Genomic DNA, 18,697 nt, shown 5'->3' on the forward strand with positions numbered 1-18,697 from the left:
TACACAAGCATTTTTAAAGCATAATATTTGCTGTTATAACACTGAATGCCTGTTATTTTTGTTGAGGGCTTTATGTTATAACAGCAGCTTTATGAAAACATTTCATTCTTCTTTACGTTGTGTGGTTTTGTCCACACAGCGCACCTATGCCGATTTATTGAATGCTTTGGGATGGCAGGTTTCTTTTATTGCCCTGCAACATGACGAATCTCAATGGGCATGGGGCGACCTTACCCGCGACGGGCTGCTTCGCAAGGCAGACGTAGTGGTGTGGGATATTTCTACTATAGCCCTTGAACCGGGTGCCAAAAGTCAAGAACTATATCTTTATTATCGTTCCGTAGGCGAGTATCTCGAAGACTTGCTTAATGAAAAAGAGGCACGCCCTTCTTCATGGATGCAGCCTTGTATGAGCGTTCGTCTTTGCCGGTGAGTGAAGACAGCCCGGCCGGCGGGCATGCCATTTCGCAAGTCCTGCTTCAGATAGAGCGCCTGTTTCATAAAGCTTATGTGCCTAAGGTTCGTAAAGTGGCTTTGCGCTTGGGCTTGTTGCTGCATGAGCAGGCCCGTTGGTGGCGTTGGGTGCCGTCGGCTTGTAAACAGCTGCATGAACGCCCCCCGATGGCTACTTTGCTGCCCCATGATTATTGCAAAGCCATGCAGTTTGTGGTAGAGCGCACAGACATCAGTGGCATTTTTAATGTAGCAAGTCCTTCTTTGGATACTTGGGATGCCATTCACGCCTATTGGAAACAGCACAGCACCGGCAGCATTGGTTTTCTTGAGCAGCTGAGCCTATGGTGGCACAAAGAAGAAGTGCTTCGTTTTCGCCGTTGGGCATTTTTATCAATAGACAGAATACGTAAGAAAGGGTGTGCGTTGTCGGAGGATGATACTTGGGCACAATCGGCCTGACACCGTCGCCGGCATCAAGACCACACTTTCAGCCCTTCGCTGCAGTTGCGGCAAATGTCAATATTTTTCCGGGCGTGTAACAGCTGTTGTCTGAATTGCCGGTAAGGCGGCGATTGCCAAATGGCGGCGATGCTTTGTTGTGGAAATTGTCCCATTTGGTGCTGTGCATCTTTATCGAAGCAGCAGGGGACCAGGCGCCCGTCCCAAGTCATCACAAAGCCATTCCACATGCGCCAACACTGATTTTTTAAAGAGTTTTTTATGGCATATTTTCCATTGGGCAGTTGGCGGTACCGGCTGTAGCGCTCAATGGTAGGAATGAGGGGGGAGCCATCTTCGAAGTCATAGATTTGAGCAGTTTTTAATACCAGGCGGTCAGCCCCCAGCTCTTTTGCCAGCTGGCGAATGGCCGGTATTTCATGCTCATTGGGTCGTACGACCAAAAACTGTAAAACGACCTCGGGCGTGAGGCTGCGAAGCTTCTTTTTCCAAGCCACTATTTCCCGTATGCCTTCGAGCACTTTTTGAAGTTGCCCTTCTTTGCGGTAAGCCGCATAGCTTTGTTGTGTCACACCATCAATAGAGACAATGAGGCGGTCCAAGCCGGATTCCACGGTATGGCGTGCCCGCTCAGCATCCAGAAAATGTCCATTGGTAGAGGTGATGGTGAAGAGCCCCTTCCGGTGGGCATAATTGACCAACTCAAAGAATTGAGGATGCAAATAAGGCTCGCCCTGGAAATAAAGGGTAAGGTATAAAGCCTTTGGAGCCACCTCGTCTATCATGCGACGATAAAGCTCGAAGGAGAGCTTGCCGGTAGGGCGGCTGAAGCGGCGCAGACCACTGGGGCATTCGGGGCAGCGCAAATTGCAGGCCGTGGTGGGCTCTACGGCTATGGCAGCGGGTGCGCCCCATACCAGCGGACGCCGGAGCGCTTTCGACAGATGAAAGCTTAACCACAGTTGAAAAAAATTCAGCAGCCGCCGGGCGGTAAGTTTGCGCATGCAGTGCACATACCAAGCCAGCCGTTTACGCATGTGCTTGTTCGTTCTCTTTGGTTGCTAACTGGCCGCAGGCTGCATCTATGTCTTTGCCGCGGCTACGCCGTACTTTGACCACTACGCCTTGCGCTTCGAGGAAGTGGGCAAAAGCGTCGAGGCGTTCGGGTGTGGTATTTTGAAACTGCGCTTTGTCTATGGGGTTGTACTCGATGATGTTGACTTTGGAAGGCACTTTGCGTACTATCTTCAGCAGCTTACGGGCATCGGCGAGTGAGTCGTTAAAGTCACGGAAGACAATATACTCGAAGGTTACGATTTGTTTGGTTTGATGGTAGTAATACTGCAGGGCTTCGATGAGGGCTTCCAGGGAGTTCTGCTCGTTGATGGGCATGATTTGGCTTCGCTTGGGGTCGTCTGCGGCATGAAGCGACAGCGCCAGATTGAATTTGCGCTGCTCATCGCCCAGGCGTTTTATCATTTTGGCAATGCCGGCCGTGGAAACGGTGATGCGCTTGGCAGAGAAGTTCCAGCCATCGGGAGCGCTGATAAGCTCTGTAGAACGCATCACTTCGGCATAGTTGAGCAGCGGCTCGCCCATGCCCATATACACGATATTGGTCAGTGGCTTGCCATAATGCTCTATGGCTAAGCGGTTGACTTCGATGACCTGATCGTATATTTCGGCGGCAGTGAGGTTGCGCTCGCGCTTCATGTAGCCTGTAGCGCAAAATTTGCAGGTAAGAGAGCAACCTACCTGCGATGACACGCAAGCCGTCATGCGTGTGTCGGTAGGAATAAGCACACTTTCGATGAGGTGCCCGTCATGTAAGCGGAAAGTGCACTTAATGGTGCCATCGGCACTTTTTTGGGCACGGCTTAGCTGTATGGGACGTATGTCGAAGTGTTGGGCGAGGGTTTCGCGTAAGGCTTTGGGCAGGTTGGTCATGTCTTCAAAGCGGCGGCATTCTTTTTGCCATAACCATTGCCCTATTTGCTTGGCGCGAAAGGCAGGCTGTCCTGCTTCTTTCAGCCATCTTTCCAACTCTTCTTGTTTGATGGTGCGTATATCTTTCTTACTTGCTTGCATGCGTCTTCCCTTCTGTAATTCTTATTGTAAACCAATTGGTTACAAAAGTAGTTCTTTTTCAAGTAAAGCGTTTGTCTATCTTTTTGGCTTCTGCCACGAACTCTTTCACACGTTGCTCTTGGTCTTGCCGGCAAATGAGCAGCACACCTTCGTGTTCGGCTACGATGAAGCCTTCCAGCCCTTGAATCACTACCAGCTGCTCTTTGGGCGTCTTTACAATGCATTTTTGACTGTCATAGGCAAGCACGGTGCCTTGTATGACATTTTGGTTATCGTCTTTTGGTGCCAGCTCATAGAGCGATTTCCAGGTGCCTAAATCAGACCATCCGCAGTCAACAGGAATGACATACACGTTGTCGGCTTTTTCCATGATGGCATAATCAATGGATATTTTTTTGCAAAGCGGATAAGCCTGATGAATGGCTTCGGCTTCTGTTTCGGTAAAAAACTGCTCTTCTATTTCTTCAAACACTTCCGCCATTTCGGGCGCGTAGCGCTGAAATGCTTTTTTGATGGTTTCCACATGCCAGATAAAAATGCCGGCATTCCATACAAAGTCACCACTTTCTATGAACTTCTTTGCCAGTTCGAGATTGGGCTTTTCGGTAAAGGTTTTGACAGGTAGCAGAGGGTAAGGCTTGAACTTTTGAAAAAGCTTGCTGCCTTGCCGATACTGAATATAGCCGTAGCCGGTATCCGGGCGGTTGGGCTTGATGCCCAGGGTAACCAAGATTTCTTTTTTGTGTGCATGCTTGACTGCCGTGCGTATGGCTTTTCTGAAGCGCTCTACGTCCTGAATGACATGGTCGGCCGGCGTAATGACGGTCACGGCATCCGGGTCTTTTTGTGCTATCTTGTAGCAAGCATAGGCAATGCAGGGGGCTGTATTGCGACGGCTGGGCTCTGCCAATATCTGTTCATCGGAAAGAAAGGGCAAGTGTTCCTTGACTTTACCTACATATTTTTTGTGGGTAACTACATAAATATTTTCCGGTGGGCAGATGCCTTCGAAGCGCTCTACGGTCTCTTGAATCATGCTTTTGCCCCTGCCTAAAATATCATGAAATTGTTTGGGAGAGTGCTCGCGGCTGATGGGCCAAAAGCGGGAACCTACGCCGCCGGCCATGATGATGGTATAAAAAGAATTATTGCTCATAAGTTGGGGTCATTGCTGGGAAACAAAGATACTGACTTCTTTAAAATAAGTGATTTTGGCAAGAGGCTTTCCTTTGGCGGCAAAGTGATTTTTGAAATTTTTCTTTTCTTTGCTTAGAAGCAATATACTTGAATGAACATAAGCTGCAATGATGATGAGTGTTTCGAATCGAAAAATCCGTAAAATATTGGTTGCCAACCGTGGCGAGATAGCCTTGCGCATCATGCGCTCGGCAAAAGAAATGGGCATCCGCACGGTGGCCATTTACAGCGAAGCCGACCGCGAAGCTTTGCACGTGCGCTATGCCGATGAGGCGGTATGCGTGGGCCCGCCGCCATCGTCGGAGTCCTATTTGCGTATTGACCGCATCTTGGAGGCCTGCCGCCAAACCGGTGCCGATGCAGTGCATCCGGGCTATGGTTTCTTGTCGGAAAATGCCCGCTTTGCGCGTGCCGTAGAAGAGGCCGGCCTTATTTTCATTGGACCATCGCCCGAAAGCATCGAGCTGATGGGCAGCAAGCTGGCAGCTAAAGAGGCTGCGCAAAAGCATGGTGTGCCATTGGTGCCCGGTACGGCCGAAGCCCTTACCGACGTAGAGCAGGGCAAACGCATTGCCCGTGAGATTGGATATCCCGTGCTTATCAAGGCAAGCGCCGGCGGTGGAGGCAAAGGAATGCGTGTGGTGGAAAAAGAGGAGGACTTTGCCGAGCAAATGGAGCGGGCAGTCAGCGAGGCGGTCTCTGCCTTTGGCGATGGTGCGGTATTCATTGAAAAATACATTGGCTCGCCCAAACACATTGAAATACAGGTTTTAGGTGATCGCCATGGCAACATGGTGTATTTGTTTGAGCGGGAATGTTCGGTGCAGCGTCGCCATCAGAAGGTGATAGAAGAGGCGCCTTCGGCAGTGGTGGATGAAGCCATGCGGCGTGCCATGGGAGAGGCCGCCGTGCGTGTTGCCAAAGCCTGTGGTTATTACAATGCCGGCACGGTGGAGTTTATTGTAGATGAGCAGCGTAATTTTTATTTCCTGGAAATGAACACACGCCTGCAGGTAGAACACCCGGTTACTGAAATGATTACAGGCGTGGATTTGGTGAAAGAGCAAATCAGAATTGCAGAAGGGTATCCTTTGAGTTTTACACAAGACGAGCTGGCAATCAATGGGCATGCCATTGAGGTGCGCGTGTATGCCGAAGACCCACGCAATAACTTTTTGCCCAACGTAGGTAAGCTGTTGAGTTATGAGCGCCCGCAGGGCCCCGGCGTGCGTGTAGATGACGCCTTTGAAGCAGGCATGCAAATTCCCATTTATTACGACCCCATGATTGCAAAACTGATAGTGCATGCCAAAAACAGAGAGGAAGCCATTGCGCGCATGTTACGCGCCATCAGTGAATATACAATTACGGGCATTGCCACCACGCTCGACTTTTGCGCCTTTGCTTTGCGGCATCCGTCTTTTGTGGATGGTAGCTTCGATACCAACTTCGTGAAAAAATATTTCACGCCGGAGGTGCTCAATCCTGCCTTGTCGGAAGAAGAACTGCAAACAGCTGCCGCTTTTGCAACACATCTGTGGGCTGAACAAAAGCAGCAAAGCCAAGTGCCGGCAGGCAATATATCGCCCAATGGCGGTGTCAAGCGCAGTTGGAAAATAGCCCGGCGGAATGCATAGCAAAGAGTTTACACTATTCTTATAACTAACCATTTGAAAAATGAGTGACCGTTTTTTTGACCCGGAATTAGATGATTGGTTTTTTGAAGCAGACCAGCTGCTGAAAGATAACCGCATAGGCAGTGGGGTGGAGTTGTTGAATCAAATCGTTGCCCGCGAGCCGGCTTATGGGCGTGCCTATAACCACTTGGCGTGGGTATATGAAGTGAAATACCAAGACCTGGAGAAGGCTTGGGAGCTGTACAGCTTGGCATTGAAATATGCGCCTGATTACTTGCCCGTGTATTTGAATGCTATTGTGTGCCTGTCGAAACTGGAGCGTTTCGATGAGTTGAAGAGCTTGCTTGAAAAAGCACGGCAGGTGCCGGGCATTAGCCGCTCGCGCCTGCTGGGAGAGGAAGCCATCATGTATGAAATGCAGCAAGATTATGCCAAGGCAATTGAAACGTACAAGCAAGCCATTGCTTTCGCCTTGTCCGATGACGATATAAATTATTACAAGCAGTGCATAGAGCGCTGCCGGCGTAAGATGAACATCTTAAACGACTATGACCGATGAAAGCCACACGCTTTCTTTTCTTAGATGCTTTGGCAGTGTTTTTTTTAGGTTATGCGCTCTTGTGGTTGGCTTTCGACGGCACTTTGAGCGCATGGAGTTGGGCGATGCTGCTGCTGTTTACGGTGCCGGCGGCTTGGCGCATTTGCCGTGTGCGTGTGTTGATGGCGCGTGAGTTTGTAGCCGAAACAGCCAAGCAATACAAAAAAGTGCAGTTTTGGGCTTCCGTGCCTATGTATGTGGTGCTTTTGCTGGTGCTGATGTTGTTTAGTGTGTTGTTTTATGCTGCTTATTTGGTGAAGCAAGTGGATAGCCAAGCCCTGCAAAACCTGGTGTATGAACTTTTAGACAGGGACGGACTGCTGCGGCGCCTGGTCGATATTTACGGGCGTAAGCCTACCGCTTGGCTGGTCTCTCTTTTGGCTATTGCAGGAATAGCCCGGTTGGGCGGATGGGCAATTTTTATCAAGCGTTTACAGTGAGCCTTTATGCAGTTTGTATAACTGCATGAGGGCACTGTAAAGCAAATTGGCTTGCAATTCGTAGCCCGGTTGTAGTAGATGCACCAGGTCGGGGTTGGCCAGGCCCGCTTGTTTCCAGGCATATATGCTGCCTTTGCCCCCCATGACGGCAAACCAGTCCCAAAGCAGCAAGTCTTCTTCCTGTGCCAACTCCTTGAGACGTTGCACAGCGGTGGCTATGTGAGGGTTGGGGTGCCGGCGCTGAAAGTAGCAATCACCGGGAGTGGTCAACAAAATGCTGCAGCGAGGAACTGCCCGGCGGATTTGCCGGATAAGCTCGCGGTATTGTTCTTTAAACCGGCGGTCGTCGAAATACTGCCGGTAAGCATCGTTTGTTCCAAGCGACACAATCACCAGGTCGGGCTGAAGGGCTGCGATTTGCACTGCGAGTTGCGAGCAGCGCAAATAAGAACTTACCGTGGCGCCGTTTAAGCCGGCCGAATGATAGAGAATACCGGCCGCATCGTTTTCGATGACTATGCCCTGCAAGCGGAAGTAACGTTGAGCAAGGCGCAAACGTTGAAAGCCGAGGGTGTAGGGCGCCGGAGCATCTACGACAAACTCGGCGTAGCCCCGGCGGTGGATACGCCGGGGCATGTGCCAGCGCATGCCTGCCCATAACAAAGGATAAAAAGTGCTGTCGCTTTGGGTGTCATAATAGACCTTGATGCGCCGGCAGCCGGCATAAGCTGAATCAAGTGCAAAGGTGTAGCCGGCCATGGCTTGAAAGGTAAGTGCGTTCATGCCGGCAATGCCACATTGGCAACTGTCTTTGCTGATGATGCTGCGGCAACCATGCCATGTGCCAAAATAATACTGCCCAGGGATATTAAGCGGGTCCGCACCGGCGCCTGCCAAGCGTGCAGGGAAGAAATAGCCCCGGCCGGCATTGCCCAACAGCGGATTTTGCTGTAGCTGCTGCCTGAGCCGGTGGGGAAAAAAGTCTGCTTGTATGTGCGAATCGCCGAAGTGTAGAATACGAACGGGGCGGTTCCGGTATTGAATCAGGCTGTCGAGTGCTTGAATGAAATGGACATAGGCAGCACTTGTGTCGAAAAGAATGATGTTGGCGCTGCTGTCAACAGGCACAGCCATACGCTGGGGCGTTAAGTGCGTCGGTTGCCGGTGCTGGCAGTTCAGCAGCCATGAAACAAAAAGCAAACTAAGGGCGAGGCTTTTGTGCCATTTTGTAAAGTTCATATTCATACATCAAAGCTTCATAAAGCATTTCCGATACCAGGCGGGCGCCCCGCAGCGAGAAGTGCGTATAGTCCTTATTGGCAAGCTTTTCTTCTACCCATGCAGGCATGGAGTGGAGCCCGCCCATGGCTTGAAACAAATCCCAGAAGGCACATCCTGCCCGGAAGGCCGCCCGGCGTTGGGCATCTCTCAATTTATCAATGTTTTTCAAAGAAACATAATGCGTGCCTTCTTTTTTTGAGCGGTCTGAGGTACTGATAACTAAAATGGGAACATCAGGAGCCACTTCACGGAAATACTTCAATTGCTTGTAAAACAATTCTTCATAGAAGCCGTAATCTTCGGCTTCACCTACATTTACGCCAAACTGAAAAATCAACAAGCGCACGTTGAGTGCGCGGAGTTGTGCGCGTAGGTGGGCGGGCGGTATTTTGGTAAACTCCAGTCCGGAGCTTCCGCGCATGGGCACATTGTCCACCACCACACCGGAGCGGCACTCTAAGCTGCTGCCGTACACTTCTAATGCGCCGCTGCCTTCAAACTGAATGCTGATGTTTTGAAATTCACTATCTATGTCACAAACCAGCATTTGCAACGAAGGGGCGGCTTGGAAAGACTCTTGGCATGCTACTTGCCCGTTGTGCAGTACCTTCACGCGCAGGGAGCTTTCGGGACTTCGAAAAAGCACCTTCACTCTTTGCACTTCGCGATCCTTGGCATGGGCTTGTTTGGAACGGTGATATACCGTGCCTATTTGAAAATGCATGCTTTGCCCGGGTATATTTTCTGTTTCCCGGGCAATGCCGGATGTGGTATCGGGCAGAGCAGGCGAGTCAAGACTATCGCTCATGTCTTTTTCTGCATCAAGAGGTGCCGGGCTTGAAGGAGCGAATGCATACATATTGCCCAACAAACCAAAATATTTAGAGGGCGCTTGTTTGGAGCGCTTGCCGAAGAGTGGATACCACTGCCAGCGTTTGTCGTTGGTTTGATAAACCGATATTTTGGCATTCAAATGATTGCTGATGCCTTGTAGCCCGGGACCGCAGCCCCCGAAGCGACTTTGTAAGCGATGGCGCAGCTCTGCGGTAATGCGGTCGCCTTCCAGCTGTGAGTCGCCGAAGTGTACAATATGAATGCTCTGCCGGAGCTGCCCGTCTTTGAGGGCATCCAAGGTGCGAAAGAAAGGATAAAGCAAGGTGTCTTGTCCGGCTGCATACTCGAAACGCCCGGCTTGTGGCGGTGGGGGCGTTTGCTGTGCCATGCTGTCTTGGGCTGTTGGCTTCAAAGAGTCGGCCGCCTGTGCTTCAGCTGCTTCGGTCTCTTCCAGGCGCTTGGTGATGGCTTTTATATCGGCATATTGAGGCTTTTCTTTCAGCACTGTATTGTGCCAGGTGGGGAACCGTATTTCCCAAGCGGCGATGCTTACTTGTTCGGGCATAAAGGTCATCAGCAGGGCAAAAATGGCGCCGGTAATTAACAACAAAAGAAAAGGGCGAATGGGCTGAATCATCTTTGGCAAGATTAATGCAATTGCTTAATGAGTATGAAATTATTACTTTCGTTGGACAAAGCTATAAGAATTTACGTACACCAAGAAACTTCGTTGAAGAATTCACCGTTGTGCTCATTCACTGAAGAATTGGCTTGAAGATATGCGTTTTCGAAAATCATTGATTGTTTTTTTGCTTGCCTTCATGGCTTGGGGCGAAGGACAGCTGCTCATGGCTTATCCTGTTGATTCTTTGGCAACCGAAAGGGAAGGCAGTCTGCAGAAGTATATTCGCTACACACATACGTATTCTTTCATAGAATATGAAAAGAACCATTGGCAGTGGTTCGACATGCCTGCCATGAGGCAGTTCTTTGAGCGTTTTTCACAGGCTAAGAGCCGCAAAGTGCGTGTGTTGCATCTTGGTGACTCGCACGTGCACTATGATTTGCAAACGAAGGTTATCCGGGAGCGCCTGTCTGCCATTTGGGGCAATGGCGGCATAGGCTGGATTGTCCCTTACTCTATTGCCCACACCCATGGCACGGTGGACTACCGTTCGTCACACCGGGGCATATGGCAATCGGCTTTAATCACCAAATACAAGCCGGCTTTTCCTTTGGGAAGCAGCGGCGTAACTGTTTATACCGAAGATCCGCAGGCTTCCTTTACCATCCGTATGAACAAAGGCAGTTATGAGCCGGTGCACCGTAAATTGCGCATCTTTTGCCGCGCCGATAGCAGCAGCTTCGATATATTGGTAAAAACATCGCCTACGGCAGAGCCTATTCGCCTGCATGCTGTCCCCGGCAAACCTTATGTTGAGACTATTTTGCCTTCTTTTGATGGATACATAGAGGTGTTGGTCAACAAAAGCAGGGAAGAGCAACGCTTCTTTGAGTGTTATGGGCTGTGGCTGGAGTCGGTAGAAGACAAGGGGGTGGTATATAGCTCGGCCGGTGTCAATGGGGCGGGGGTTGGTTCATGGGCAAAAGAGTCTTTGCTGGCAGAGGAAATGGCTGTGCTTCAGCCCGATTTGGTGGTGCTGGATGTGGGCATCAACGATTTCTATCTGAACAACCATTTTGATAAAAACGCCTTGCGGCATCAACTGGTTACTTTGATAGAAAGCATCCGTGCGCAAAATCCCGAAACCGTGATTTTATTGGTTTCGCCACAAGATGCTTATCGCTACCGCCGGAACATATCGGCATGTAAAGACTATGCGGCATTGCTCAAAGAGCTGGCAAGGGCCTACCATTGTGCTTTCTACGACTACTATCATATCAGTGGCGGACAATATTCCATGATGCGCTGGCTGCAAACAGGGCTTGCCAAAAGAGACCGTATTCACCTGACCAATAACGGATACACGGTCAAAGGGGAATTGTATGCCAATGCTTTTCTGAACAGCATGGTGATGGCATTGAGTGTAGAGCAGCTGGCTACGCTCGATTGGCAGCATGCAGACAGCGCGGAAAAAGAGAAAATGGTGGTGCCGGAAACAGAGAACAAGGCTTTTCAGCAGGTATCGTATAGCCCCGGCGAAAATGCCACAAAACAGGTTTACACCGTACGCAGAGGAGATTCGTTGGGCAAAATTGCACAGCTGTACGGCGTAAGTATTGCCGAGCTTCAGCGCTGGAATGGTTTGCCCGACTACTTTATTTATCCCGGGCAAAAATTGGTAGTGTATTCGAACCGCCGGCCACAGACAACAACGCCCGCCCGGCACTATGTGCAGCGGGGCGACACTTTGTGGGGGATTGCCCGCCGCTATGGTGTGTCGGTAGAGTATCTGAAAAAAATCAACGGATTGAGCAGCGACGCCCTGCGGGCAGGCACTTACCTTAAGCTTCGTCCATAGGCACCAAAAAACGAATATGTTTCCGTGTAGCCTGTTGCAACAGCACCGGACGATTGCCCCTTACTTTTTCATATAAAGCCGGCTCGTAGTTCAAAATGGTTATGAGCAGCAGCTTGGTGTTGTAGGTGATACTGAAGTCATCTTGCAACAGCTGACGCAGCTCTTCCACATATTCGGGGCGGTAATCGAAGCATACAGACAACGAAAGCGCCGAATTTTGAATTAAGTTGAGTTTTAAATGCAGGCGGTGGCAGGCATCCAGCACATAGCTGATGCGCTCTTCGGTAATAAAAGCCAAGTCTTTAACCGAAAAGCTCATCAGGCATTGGTTTTCTTTGCGTATTACACAAGCTTGTTCCAGGGCTGTCTCTTGGGCATCAATACGGGTGCCCGTTTTTTCGGGCATCATGAAAGAGCGCACCAATAGAGGAATGTTCTTGTTTGCCAGGGGGCGGATGGTGTTGGGGTGAATGACACTGGCACCGTAAAAGGTCATTTCAGCTGCCTGCCTGTATGATAAATGTTCAAATAAAGAAGCAAAGGCATAGTGTTTTGGGTCGGCATTCAACACACCGGGCACATCTTTCCATATGGTGAGATCTTCGGCATTGAGTGCCGCTGCAAAGAGGGCAGCCGAATAGTCAGAGCCTTCGCGCCCCAAGGTGGTAGTGCGCCCGCCCGGTGCGCCCCCAATGAATCCTTGAGTAAGGAGCAATTGGGTTTCCAGCAATGGACGCAGCCCGGTTTGAATGAGGTGTTCGCTCCAGGCCCAATCTACTTGTGCCTTGCGCCAGGTGGTATCTGTTTTGATGTAATCCCGGGCATCGATCCACCGGTGTTGTATGCCGCTTGCATGCAAAAAATGGCTGATGAGTGTGGTCGATAGCAGCTCGCCGAAAGCTACTACCTGGTCGTAGGACTCATGATAATTTTCGGGACGGGTATGGTGCAGCAGTGTGTAGCGAAGCCGGACAAACAAGCGTTCCATGGCTTCAAATGCCGGATGCCCTTCGGGGAACAATGCCCGTGCGGTGTTTATGTGGTAATCATAAATTTCCCGGAAACGCTTTTCATAGTCCTTTTTTGCAAAGTAATCGTCCAATAAGTTTTCCAGTGCATTGGTGGTTTTGCCCATAGCCGAAACCACCACAAGCAGTTCCCGGCTTGTGCCTTGCGTTTGTAAAATATGTGCCACATTGCGAATGGCTTCCGCATCTTTTACGGAAGCACCACCAAATTTGAATACTTTCATAAACAGGAAACAGGGTGTTTAAATACCGTTTAAAAATGACCAAAAGAGCAAAAAACAAAGCGAAAGTTACAAAACCGGCGGGGTGGGCTTGTTGCTACCTTTGGGAGGAATCATGAAACCGAACAGGGCACCTGCACCGCCCCCCATAATGTGTGCAAACTGTGAAATGTTATCGTCGGAAAACGCCTGCACGACCTCCTGCCCTATGTAAAGTATCAATACCAACAGGAAGGTGAGAGGCAGGGTGCCCCTGCGCACGTTTACGAAAGAGGCCAATACTATCATCATGAACACAATGCCACTGGCACCGATAAGCCCCGTATCGAAAAAGGTGGCATTAAGCACGCCCCCAAGCAAGGCGGTAATCAGTATCATATACAACAAGCGCTTGGAGCCGTACTTTTCTTCCAAGATGGGACCTATCAACAGCATAAGAGAGAAGTTGCCGAAGTAGTGTTCCCAGCTGCCATGCCCCAGCATATGGGTAACGAATGCCGGGTATTGGCTCCACGACACATTGAAGACAGGGGGGGCAATGAAATAGTTGATGAGCCCCGGCATCCAGTCACAAAGCAGGCGGATGCCGGCAGCCATGAAGGTAAAGGTTAAAATAACCGGGGCGTTGTAACTGATGCGCATAGTTTTTTATAAAGGATCAGCGGTTACTTGAAAGGTCATATCGGCACGGAAATCTATTTCATATAAAGGCGCTTCGCGCATGATTACTTCTGCTTCCACTTCAAACTCATCTTGTTTTACGTAGTTGTCCAAGTTGTCGGGGGTAGGAGTGAGCGTGAGGGTTTTGCCGGCAGAAGTAGAGATTTCGCCGCTCTCAGCCAGCAGCTTTTTCGGCTGCCCCGAAGCCGATATATAAAGCTTGATGCTTTTAAACATGCTGAAGTTGGCCTGCGAAGGATTGGTGATGGTCAAGGTGAGTTTTTTCAGAATGATGTTTTTGACCTTATCCTTGCTGGTGCCGTTGTTTTGAAACTTTTGCGAGGCATTGGTCTGTACGGGGGGCGTAGGCACGTTGAATGGTGTATTGACGCCTATGGCAGAAGGCACGGTGAAGCTGCTGCTGTAATCGATGTTAAATGTAAGCAGGTCTTCTATTACTTTTTTGCAGGCAGAAAAATGGAAGGCTATTGCCAGCATTACAATAATACCAACTATTTTTTTCATGGCTGTTGCTTTTTCACTCTTTGAATTACTGTTTATCTATAATGTGAATTTGGCGAGGATGGTAAATGTGAATTTCCGGGTTGTTTTTATAAATGCGCATTTTTCCGGTAACACACACTTCTTTTCCTTCCAAGGCAGTCCATTTGTATTTTTTGTAAGACTTTGGCAGCTGTTCGCGCCATACAACCAAGGTCATGTCTTGGTAAGGATATGGGCGCCCCATGTTCAGGAATACAGGACGCCCCGGTGTGTCTTTGGCCGGTATTACCACCTGTGCAATGACGCCTTTCACAACCACTTCTTCGCCCACATGCAGTACCGCTTCATGCGAAGAAATGGTATCTGACGGTACGACACGCTGAGCGTGTGCATCCGGCAAGCAAAGGAAAAGACAAAACAAAAAAGCAGCCAAGCAACTGCCAAGCCTTGTTGTATTCTTATTTTTTAAGCGTTTCTTGAAGCTCCTTGATTTCGAAGCTGTAATCTTCCATGATAACATTCGCTAATAATTTTTGACAAGCCGTATCGACAATTTCACGCGCTTGCTCGGGGGTTTCCGCTTCAAAAGTCAATACAATATGCTTGCCTATTCTCACATCTTTCACACCTTCAATGTGTAAATGTTTCAAGCCCAATTTAACGGCTTTTCCTTGTGGGTCAAGCAATTCTTTTTTGGGCATCACGTTTACTTCTGCTACAAATTTCATACTAAACTATTGTTTTGGAGAGAAAAATAACCAAGATAAAAGCACATAAAGAACGATAAGGAGAGGTAGTCCGCTCCATTGCAAGAGCAGGAGGCAAAGGATACTCAAAACTACAAAAATGTATCGAATGCGGTTATCGTGCCAAGATAAATTTTTGAATTTGAGAGAAAGCAAAGCCCAAGGTGCCAACAGCCAGTAACTGCTTAAAACCACCAGCAGCAGTAAGACAGCGACAGTAGCATGATGCGACGGCGTGAATTGTCGTAAGAGAAAGGGCAGGCCAATCCAAAAGAGGGTATTGGCGGGGGTGGGCACGCCGATGAAGTGGTTGGTTTGGCGTTCGTCTAAATTGAAGCGTGCCAGGCGCAGTGCCGAAGCCGCTGCGATAAGAAAAGCCAGCGATGCCCATGCAAAACCGGCATTTTGAAGCATGCGAAAAGCAACAGAGGCAGGCACTACACCAAACGTTACCATATCGGCCAGTGAGTCCAGCTCTTTGCCGAGCGGCGAACTCACTTTGAGTGCTCGAGCAACGGCACCGTCCAAAAAATCACAGAGGGCACCGAGGGCAATCCACCAAGCAGCAGATTCATAAGGGGCGCCCTGGTAAAGAGCTGCTAAGGCCAAGCAGCCAAAAAAGGCATTGCTTAGCGTAAGCATATTAGGTATATGAAGGATGATATTGCGCATGGTAAGGGTTTTTAGGGTTTGAATAAAACAAAAGCAGGTCCCCATCTATTTCTTGGCGGTCTAACAGACGTGCGCCCGGCGGCAGGGTGGGGGCTGCAAGCCCGTGTTGCAGCAAGCAGGGCGCAATAAAAAGACGCAGTTCGTCCCAACAGCCCATCTTTAAAAATGTTTCCAAGGTCTGTTTGCCCCCTTCCACAAAAATGGATTGAATGCCGCGCCGGTAACACTCCTCGAGCACGAAAGCCAAAAGGGTCGTATGCTCTTGGGCTTCGGCAGCAGGAATGGCGCAGTGTTCAATATGCCCGGGAAGAGGGCGTGCGGCGCCCTGTTGAGGACCGAAGTAAAGCGTGGGGGCTTGCCGGTCAAACACCTTAAGAGAGGGCGGCAACTGCCCTTGGCGGTCTATGACTATGCGCAGAGGTTGTTTCCCATGCCAAAGGCGGGCCGTCAATTGTGGATTATCGATAAGCAAGGTGTTTTTACCTGCCAGAATAGCACTTTCTTCCGTACGCCAGCGGTGCACCAGCTGTTTGCTTCGTTTGCCGGTCATCCATAAAGGCGCAGGGGGCAAAGGGGCTAAATAGCCGTCACTGCTTTGCGCCCACTTTAAAACGATATACGGGCGCCGTTGAGTCATGAAAGTAAAAAAGCGGCGGTTGAGCCAATAGCCGGCTTCTTGGCAAACGCCTGTTGTTACTTCTATGCCTGCCGCCCGCAGTATCTCGATGCCTTTGCCTGCCACCAATGGGTTGGGGTCCAAGTTGGCCACCACCACACGGCGCACTTGCTTTTCCACCAGCAGGCGGGCGCAAGGGGGCGTTTTCCCGAAATGAGCACATGGCTCTAAGTTGACATATACCGTGCTTTCTCTTAAGAGTGCTTCGTTGGTCACTTGTCGCAGGGCATTTACTTCGGCATGTGCTTCACCATATCGCTGATGCCATCCTTCGCCAAGGATACGCCCTTGATGAACCACTACACTGCCTACCAACGGGTTAGGGGCTACTTGCCCTTTGCCATAAGTAGCCAGTTGCAGGGCACGTTGCATCCATACTCTATCTTCGTGTTGACTCATAAGCCAATATCCAATCTATATTGCAACTCCTAAGACAATCAGCGCCAGCGCAACGATGGCTATCCAAGCGTATTCTTGTAAAATACCACTTTGCAGGCGGCTACCTATGTAGGCAGCCAAGCGTGCCATGCCTACTATGGCTTTTACCATGCCATCGACGATTTGGCGGTCTGTCCAGGCAATCACATGGGCAGCTACCACCGTGATTTTGCCTAAACCATTGATGAGCCGGTCAATGCCTTTACTGTCGAATTGGTGGGCTGCCCTGCATAGTTTCAGTCCCCATGCTGTAAGGCGGTCTTGCAGCCATATACTCTCCGTTTGCTCGTTTGGCTTTGCTACATCCATCAAGTAACGAATGACACGGTCTTGTAAGCAGCAAAAACGGTAGAGCAAACGGGCAAGAGGTTGTAAATAAGGCTCGTTGTGTGCCGTTTTTCCTTTAGGGGAAAATCCATAAAGCCATGCGCCCAGAGCAAACATAAACAAAGCGCCTGCGCTTGTAAGGTAGCCTATAGCGTGCGGCAGGGAAGCTTCAGGGGCTTTCAGGCGTTGCCAAATGGCGCCGGCTTCCAATGACATGGGGTTGGGGCTCCACCAAAACCATAAACTCCCAACGGATAACAAGGCAAGTGGAATGATAAAGGTAGCATGGGGCTGAGCCGGAAAGGCGGCCGCTTGTTCAGGTGGTGCCGGTCGCAACCAAATCAGGCCGGTTTGGCGCCCCATGTAAAAAGCCGTGAGTAAAGCGCCCAAGATGGCACCACTGCCCAAATAATAAGCAACCTGACCAAAGCGTGCATGGGACGCCCACACGCTCATGATGATGTTTTCTTTGCTCAGGGCGCCAGCAGTCAGTGGAAAGCCGGCAAGGGCGGCAGCCAATATGCCATAGGGTATTGCCAACCAAAGGGCGCGGCGTGCCCATCCACCGGTTAAAAACATATTCTGTGCATCGAAGTGTAGCCCCTTCTTTTCTTGCCAGTGATGCAGGTAGTAAATAACCGCCCCTACCGACAAAAACAAGCCGGCTTTAAAAAACGCATGAGTGAGCAGGTGTGCAAAACCACCGGCCGGGTTGTGCAGCGCAATTGCCAGAATCATATAGCCCAGTTGAGATACCGTAGAGTAGGCAAGCACGCGCTTCATGTCTTTTTGAACACAAGCCAGCAGGGCACTCCATAGTATGGTTATCAGAGCCAAGCCGGCAATGACGAGCAAGGTGCTGTCAGGGAAAAGGGGGTGCAGGCGAAACAGCAAGTACACGCCGGCCGCCACCATAGTTGCCGCATGTATGAGCGCCGAAGCGGGGGTAGGTCCTGCCATGGCGTCGGGAAGCCAGAAATGCAGTGGAAACTGCGCCGACTTGCCCATGGTGCCCCCAAACAGACACAATGCCGCCCACCAAGGCAAAGTTTGTTGCATTTGAAGCAGGTCGGTGCTGCCGGTCAGCAGCAGGCAAGCCCCAATGCCTACCACGAAAGCCGCATCGCCCAGGCGGTTGGTAACAAAAGCCTGCAAGGCTGCTCTGCGTGCTTCGCTTCTTTCGTGCCAAAAGCCGATGAGCAGGTAAGAACAGAGCCCCACCAGCTCCCAACCTACGTAAATGAGCAGCAAATCGCGCACAAGCACGATGCCCAGCATGGCGAACACAAAAAGCGATAAGTAGGCAAAATAGCGGCTCCGGTGGGTTTCTTCTTGCATATAGCGACAAGAGTAAAGCGCTACGCAGCTCCCCACCAAGCCCACGATAAAGACCATCCAGGCGGTGGGGTAGTCAATATAAATGCCGCTGTTGACGGAATAGGTTTTGAGCAACTGCCAGTGAACGGGCAGCTCAATGACCGTGCCGGGCACTTGGCCGGTGCTTCGTAAGAGCAACCAGCCTGCCATGCTCAGGCCGCCATAGAGCACCACCGACACCACGCCATCGACGCGCGCCCGGGCAAAAGGCTGCACCAGCAACAAGATGCCCCATGCCAAAGGCATCAAAAGCAAAAGCCATAAGCTGTGGATAAGCTCCATCAGTGCTTGAGTTCGTTCAGTTGATCTATATTCGTGTGTTTGTGTTGTTTGTATAACATCAACAGCAGTGCCAAGATGATGCAGGCTTCTGCAACGGCAATCACCATAACAAAAAGAGCAAAGAGCTGATTGGTGGGGTCATACAGTTTAGAGAACACCACCATGTTGATATTCGCGGCATTGAGCATGAGTTCTATGCCCACCAGCCACATGACTGCCTGCCGCTTGGTGAGCACAATGCCCAAGCCAATACAAAAGAGAATAGCACCAATGCCCAGAAAGAACTGCATGTC

General features: G+C 50.3%; 20 protein-coding genes. 6 read left to right on the forward strand and 14 right to left on the reverse strand.

Features of this window, described 5'->3' with window-relative positions; translation table 11 throughout:
- Positions 1 to 91: 91 nt before the first annotated feature.
- Together K384_RS01220 and K384_RS01225 are read left to right on the forward strand one after the other, a co-directional pair.
- On the forward strand, positions 92 to 433 hold the full coding sequence (locus K384_RS01220; RefSeq protein ID WP_157630001.1) for a hypothetical protein: 342 nt from the start codon (positions 92 to 94) through the stop codon (positions 431 to 433).
- Entirely contained in the window at positions 394 to 915 is a 522-nt protein-coding gene (locus tag K384_RS01225; RefSeq protein WP_038028572.1) for a Rossmann-fold NAD(P)-binding domain-containing protein, read from the forward strand. The genes K384_RS01220 and K384_RS01225 overlap by 40 nt, the downstream gene beginning before the upstream one ends.
- 14 nt (positions 916 to 929) lie before the next feature.
- Here K384_RS01225 and K384_RS01230 read toward each other — a convergent pair whose 3' ends face one another.
- From K384_RS01230 to K384_RS01240, 3 genes are read right to left on the reverse strand one after another with little or no spacing between them, the layout of a single operon-like run.
- Positions 930 to 1,952 (reverse strand): radical SAM/SPASM domain-containing protein, encoded by a 1,023-nt coding sequence (locus K384_RS01230; protein WP_038028574.1) that lies wholly within the window; start codon positions 1,950 to 1,952, stop codon positions 930 to 932.
- The gene (rlmN, locus tag K384_RS01235) at positions 1,945 to 3,003 is read right to left on the reverse strand and encodes a 23S rRNA (adenine(2503)-C(2))-methyltransferase RlmN (RefSeq protein WP_038028575.1); all 1,059 of its coding nucleotides are present in this window, start codon (positions 3,001 to 3,003) and stop codon (positions 1,945 to 1,947) included. Before rlmN ends, K384_RS01230 begins: the two co-directional genes overlap by 8 nt.
- Before the next feature lie 58 nt (positions 3,004 to 3,061).
- Positions 3,062 to 4,159 (reverse strand): mannose-1-phosphate guanylyltransferase, encoded by a 1,098-nt coding sequence (locus K384_RS01240; protein ID WP_038028576.1) that lies wholly within the window; start codon positions 4,157 to 4,159, stop codon positions 3,062 to 3,064.
- Positions 4,160 to 4,307: 148 nt separating this feature from the next.
- On the opposite strand from K384_RS01240, the gene accC reads away from it, so the two are divergent.
- From accC to K384_RS01255, 3 genes are read left to right on the forward strand one after another with little or no spacing between them, the layout of a single operon-like run.
- Complete coding sequence (gene accC / locus K384_RS01245) at positions 4,308 to 5,837, forward strand: acetyl-CoA carboxylase biotin carboxylase subunit (RefSeq protein WP_157630002.1); 1,530 nt, start codon at positions 4,308 to 4,310, stop codon at positions 5,835 to 5,837.
- Positions 5,838 to 5,877: 40 nt separating this feature from the next.
- Positions 5,878 to 6,396 carry a tetratricopeptide repeat protein gene (locus tag K384_RS01250; RefSeq protein ID WP_038028578.1) on the forward strand — a complete coding sequence of 173 codons (519 nt, stop codon included), beginning with the start codon at positions 5,878 to 5,880 and terminating at the stop codon, positions 6,394 to 6,396.
- Positions 6,393 to 6,875: a hypothetical protein gene (locus K384_RS01255; RefSeq protein WP_038028579.1), complete on the forward strand. Its 483-nt coding sequence runs from the start codon at positions 6,393 to 6,395 to the stop codon at positions 6,873 to 6,875. Before K384_RS01250 ends, K384_RS01255 begins: the two co-directional genes overlap by 4 nt.
- On the opposite strand, the gene K384_RS01260 is transcribed toward K384_RS01255, so the two are convergent.
- Positions 6,867 to 8,120, reverse strand: coding sequence for a GDSL-type esterase/lipase family protein (locus K384_RS01260; RefSeq protein WP_084147074.1), 1,254 nt, complete (start codon positions 8,118 to 8,120; stop codon positions 6,867 to 6,869). The genes K384_RS01255 and K384_RS01260 overlap by 9 nt on opposite strands.
- On the reverse strand, positions 8,077 to 9,627 hold the full coding sequence (locus K384_RS13800) for an SGNH/GDSL hydrolase family protein (RefSeq protein WP_038028582.1): 1,551 nt from the start codon (positions 9,625 to 9,627) through the stop codon (positions 8,077 to 8,079). Before K384_RS13800 ends, K384_RS01260 begins: the two co-directional genes overlap by 44 nt.
- A 142-nt stretch (positions 9,628 to 9,769) precedes the next feature.
- Here K384_RS13800 and K384_RS13180 point away from each other — a divergent pair, with 142 nt between their 5' ends.
- A complete protein-coding gene (locus tag K384_RS13180; RefSeq protein ID WP_084147075.1) occupies positions 9,770 to 11,473 on the forward strand; it encodes a LysM peptidoglycan-binding domain-containing protein in 1,704 nt (567 codons plus the stop codon).
- On the opposite strand, the gene K384_RS01275 is transcribed toward K384_RS13180, so the two are convergent.
- The 9 genes from K384_RS01275 to nuoK all read right to left on the reverse strand — a co-directional run bounded on the left by K384_RS01275 (position 11,457) and on the right by nuoK (position 18,694).
- Positions 11,457 to 12,725, reverse strand: coding sequence for an aspartate kinase (locus K384_RS01275; protein ID WP_038028585.1), 1,269 nt, complete (start codon positions 12,723 to 12,725; stop codon positions 11,457 to 11,459). The genes K384_RS13180 and K384_RS01275 overlap by 17 nt on opposite strands.
- Before the next feature lie 66 nt (positions 12,726 to 12,791).
- The gene (locus tag K384_RS01280; RefSeq protein WP_038028587.1) at positions 12,792 to 13,364 is read right to left on the reverse strand and encodes a rhomboid family intramembrane serine protease; all 573 of its coding nucleotides are present in this window, start codon (positions 13,362 to 13,364) and stop codon (positions 12,792 to 12,794) included.
- Between the two features lie 6 nt (positions 13,365 to 13,370).
- Entirely contained in the window at positions 13,371 to 13,907 is a 537-nt protein-coding gene (locus K384_RS01285; protein WP_051632998.1) for a hypothetical protein, read from the reverse strand.
- Between the two features lie 25 nt (positions 13,908 to 13,932).
- Positions 13,933 to 14,319 (reverse strand): hypothetical protein, encoded by a 387-nt coding sequence (locus tag K384_RS01290; RefSeq protein ID WP_038028590.1) that lies wholly within the window; start codon positions 14,317 to 14,319, stop codon positions 13,933 to 13,935.
- Between the two features lie 25 nt (positions 14,320 to 14,344).
- The gene (purS, locus tag K384_RS01295; RefSeq protein WP_038028592.1) at positions 14,345 to 14,614 is read right to left on the reverse strand and encodes a phosphoribosylformylglycinamidine synthase subunit PurS; all 270 of its coding nucleotides are present in this window, start codon (positions 14,612 to 14,614) and stop codon (positions 14,345 to 14,347) included.
- Positions 14,615 to 14,620: 6 nt separating this feature from the next.
- Entirely contained in the window at positions 14,621 to 15,304 is a 684-nt protein-coding gene (gene pssA, locus K384_RS01300; protein WP_038028594.1) for a CDP-diacylglycerol--serine O-phosphatidyltransferase, read from the reverse strand.
- Entirely contained in the window at positions 15,276 to 16,379 is a 1,104-nt protein-coding gene (gene ribD / locus K384_RS01305) for a bifunctional diaminohydroxyphosphoribosylaminopyrimidine deaminase/5-amino-6-(5-phosphoribosylamino)uracil reductase RibD (RefSeq protein WP_051632999.1), read from the reverse strand. The genes pssA and ribD overlap by 29 nt, the downstream gene beginning before the upstream one ends.
- 15 nt (positions 16,380 to 16,394) lie before the next feature.
- The gene (locus K384_RS01310; protein WP_051633000.1) at positions 16,395 to 18,404 is read right to left on the reverse strand and encodes an NADH-quinone oxidoreductase subunit 5 family protein; all 2,010 of its coding nucleotides are present in this window, start codon (positions 18,402 to 18,404) and stop codon (positions 16,395 to 16,397) included.
- Complete coding sequence (gene nuoK, locus K384_RS01315) at positions 18,404 to 18,694, reverse strand: NADH-quinone oxidoreductase subunit NuoK (protein WP_038028595.1); 291 nt, start codon at positions 18,692 to 18,694, stop codon at positions 18,404 to 18,406. The genes K384_RS01310 and nuoK overlap by 1 nt, the downstream gene beginning before the upstream one ends.
- Positions 18,695 to 18,697 lie beyond the last annotated feature (3 nt).

This window comes from Thermonema rossianum DSM 10300 (genome assembly GCF_000426825.1).
GTDB lineage: Bacteria > Bacteroidota > Bacteroidia > Cytophagales > Thermonemataceae > Thermonema > Thermonema rossianum.

What these genes read in the sequence shown, in the direction of transcription:
- K384_RS01220 (WP_157630001.1), top strand. Translation starts at nt 92, where the DNA reads ATGAAAACATTTCATTCTTCTTTACGTTGTGTGGTTTTGTCCACACAG.
- K384_RS01225 (WP_038028572.1), top strand. Translation starts at nt 394, where the DNA reads ATGGATGCAGCCTTGTATGAGCGTTCGTCTTTGCCGGTGAGTGAAGAC.
- K384_RS01230 (WP_038028574.1), bottom strand. Translation starts at nt 1,952, where the DNA reads ATGCGTAAACGGCTGGCTTGGTATGTGCACTGCATGCGCAAACTTACC.
- rlmN (WP_038028575.1), bottom strand. Translation starts at nt 3,003, where the DNA reads ATGCAAGCAAGTAAGAAAGATATACGCACCATCAAACAAGAAGAGTTG.
- K384_RS01240 (WP_038028576.1), bottom strand. Translation starts at nt 4,159, where the DNA reads ATGAGCAATAATTCTTTTTATACCATCATCATGGCCGGCGGCGTAGGT.
- accC (WP_157630002.1), top strand. Translation starts at nt 4,308, where the DNA reads ATGATGATGAGTGTTTCGAATCGAAAAATCCGTAAAATATTGGTTGCC.
- K384_RS01250 (WP_038028578.1), top strand. Translation starts at nt 5,878, where the DNA reads ATGAGTGACCGTTTTTTTGACCCGGAATTAGATGATTGGTTTTTTGAA.
- K384_RS01255 (WP_038028579.1), top strand. Translation starts at nt 6,393, where the DNA reads ATGAAAGCCACACGCTTTCTTTTCTTAGATGCTTTGGCAGTGTTTTTT.
- K384_RS01260 (WP_084147074.1), bottom strand. Translation starts at nt 8,120, where the DNA reads ATGAATATGAACTTTACAAAATGGCACAAAAGCCTCGCCCTTAGTTTG.
- K384_RS13800 (WP_038028582.1), bottom strand. Translation starts at nt 9,627, where the DNA reads ATGATTCAGCCCATTCGCCCTTTTCTTTTGTTGTTAATTACCGGCGCC.
- K384_RS13180 (WP_084147075.1), top strand. Translation starts at nt 9,770, where the DNA reads ATGCGTTTTCGAAAATCATTGATTGTTTTTTTGCTTGCCTTCATGGCT.
- K384_RS01275 (WP_038028585.1), bottom strand. Translation starts at nt 12,725, where the DNA reads ATGAAAGTATTCAAATTTGGTGGTGCTTCCGTAAAAGATGCGGAAGCC.
- K384_RS01280 (WP_038028587.1), bottom strand. Translation starts at nt 13,364, where the DNA reads ATGCGCATCAGTTACAACGCCCCGGTTATTTTAACCTTTACCTTCATG.
- K384_RS01285 (WP_051632998.1), bottom strand. Translation starts at nt 13,907, where the DNA reads ATGAAAAAAATAGTTGGTATTATTGTAATGCTGGCAATAGCCTTCCAT.
- purS (WP_038028592.1), bottom strand. Translation starts at nt 14,614, where the DNA reads ATGAAATTTGTAGCAGAAGTAAACGTGATGCCCAAAAAAGAATTGCTT.
- pssA (WP_038028594.1), bottom strand. Translation starts at nt 15,304, where the DNA reads ATGCGCAATATCATCCTTCATATACCTAATATGCTTACGCTAAGCAAT.
- ribD (WP_051632999.1), bottom strand. Translation starts at nt 16,379, where the DNA reads ATGAGTCAACACGAAGATAGAGTATGGATGCAACGTGCCCTGCAACTG.
- K384_RS01310 (WP_051633000.1), bottom strand. Translation starts at nt 18,404, where the DNA reads ATGGAGCTTATCCACAGCTTATGGCTTTTGCTTTTGATGCCTTTGGCA.
- nuoK (WP_038028595.1), bottom strand. Translation starts at nt 18,694, where the DNA reads ATGCAGTTCTTTCTGGGCATTGGTGCTATTCTCTTTTGTATTGGCTTG.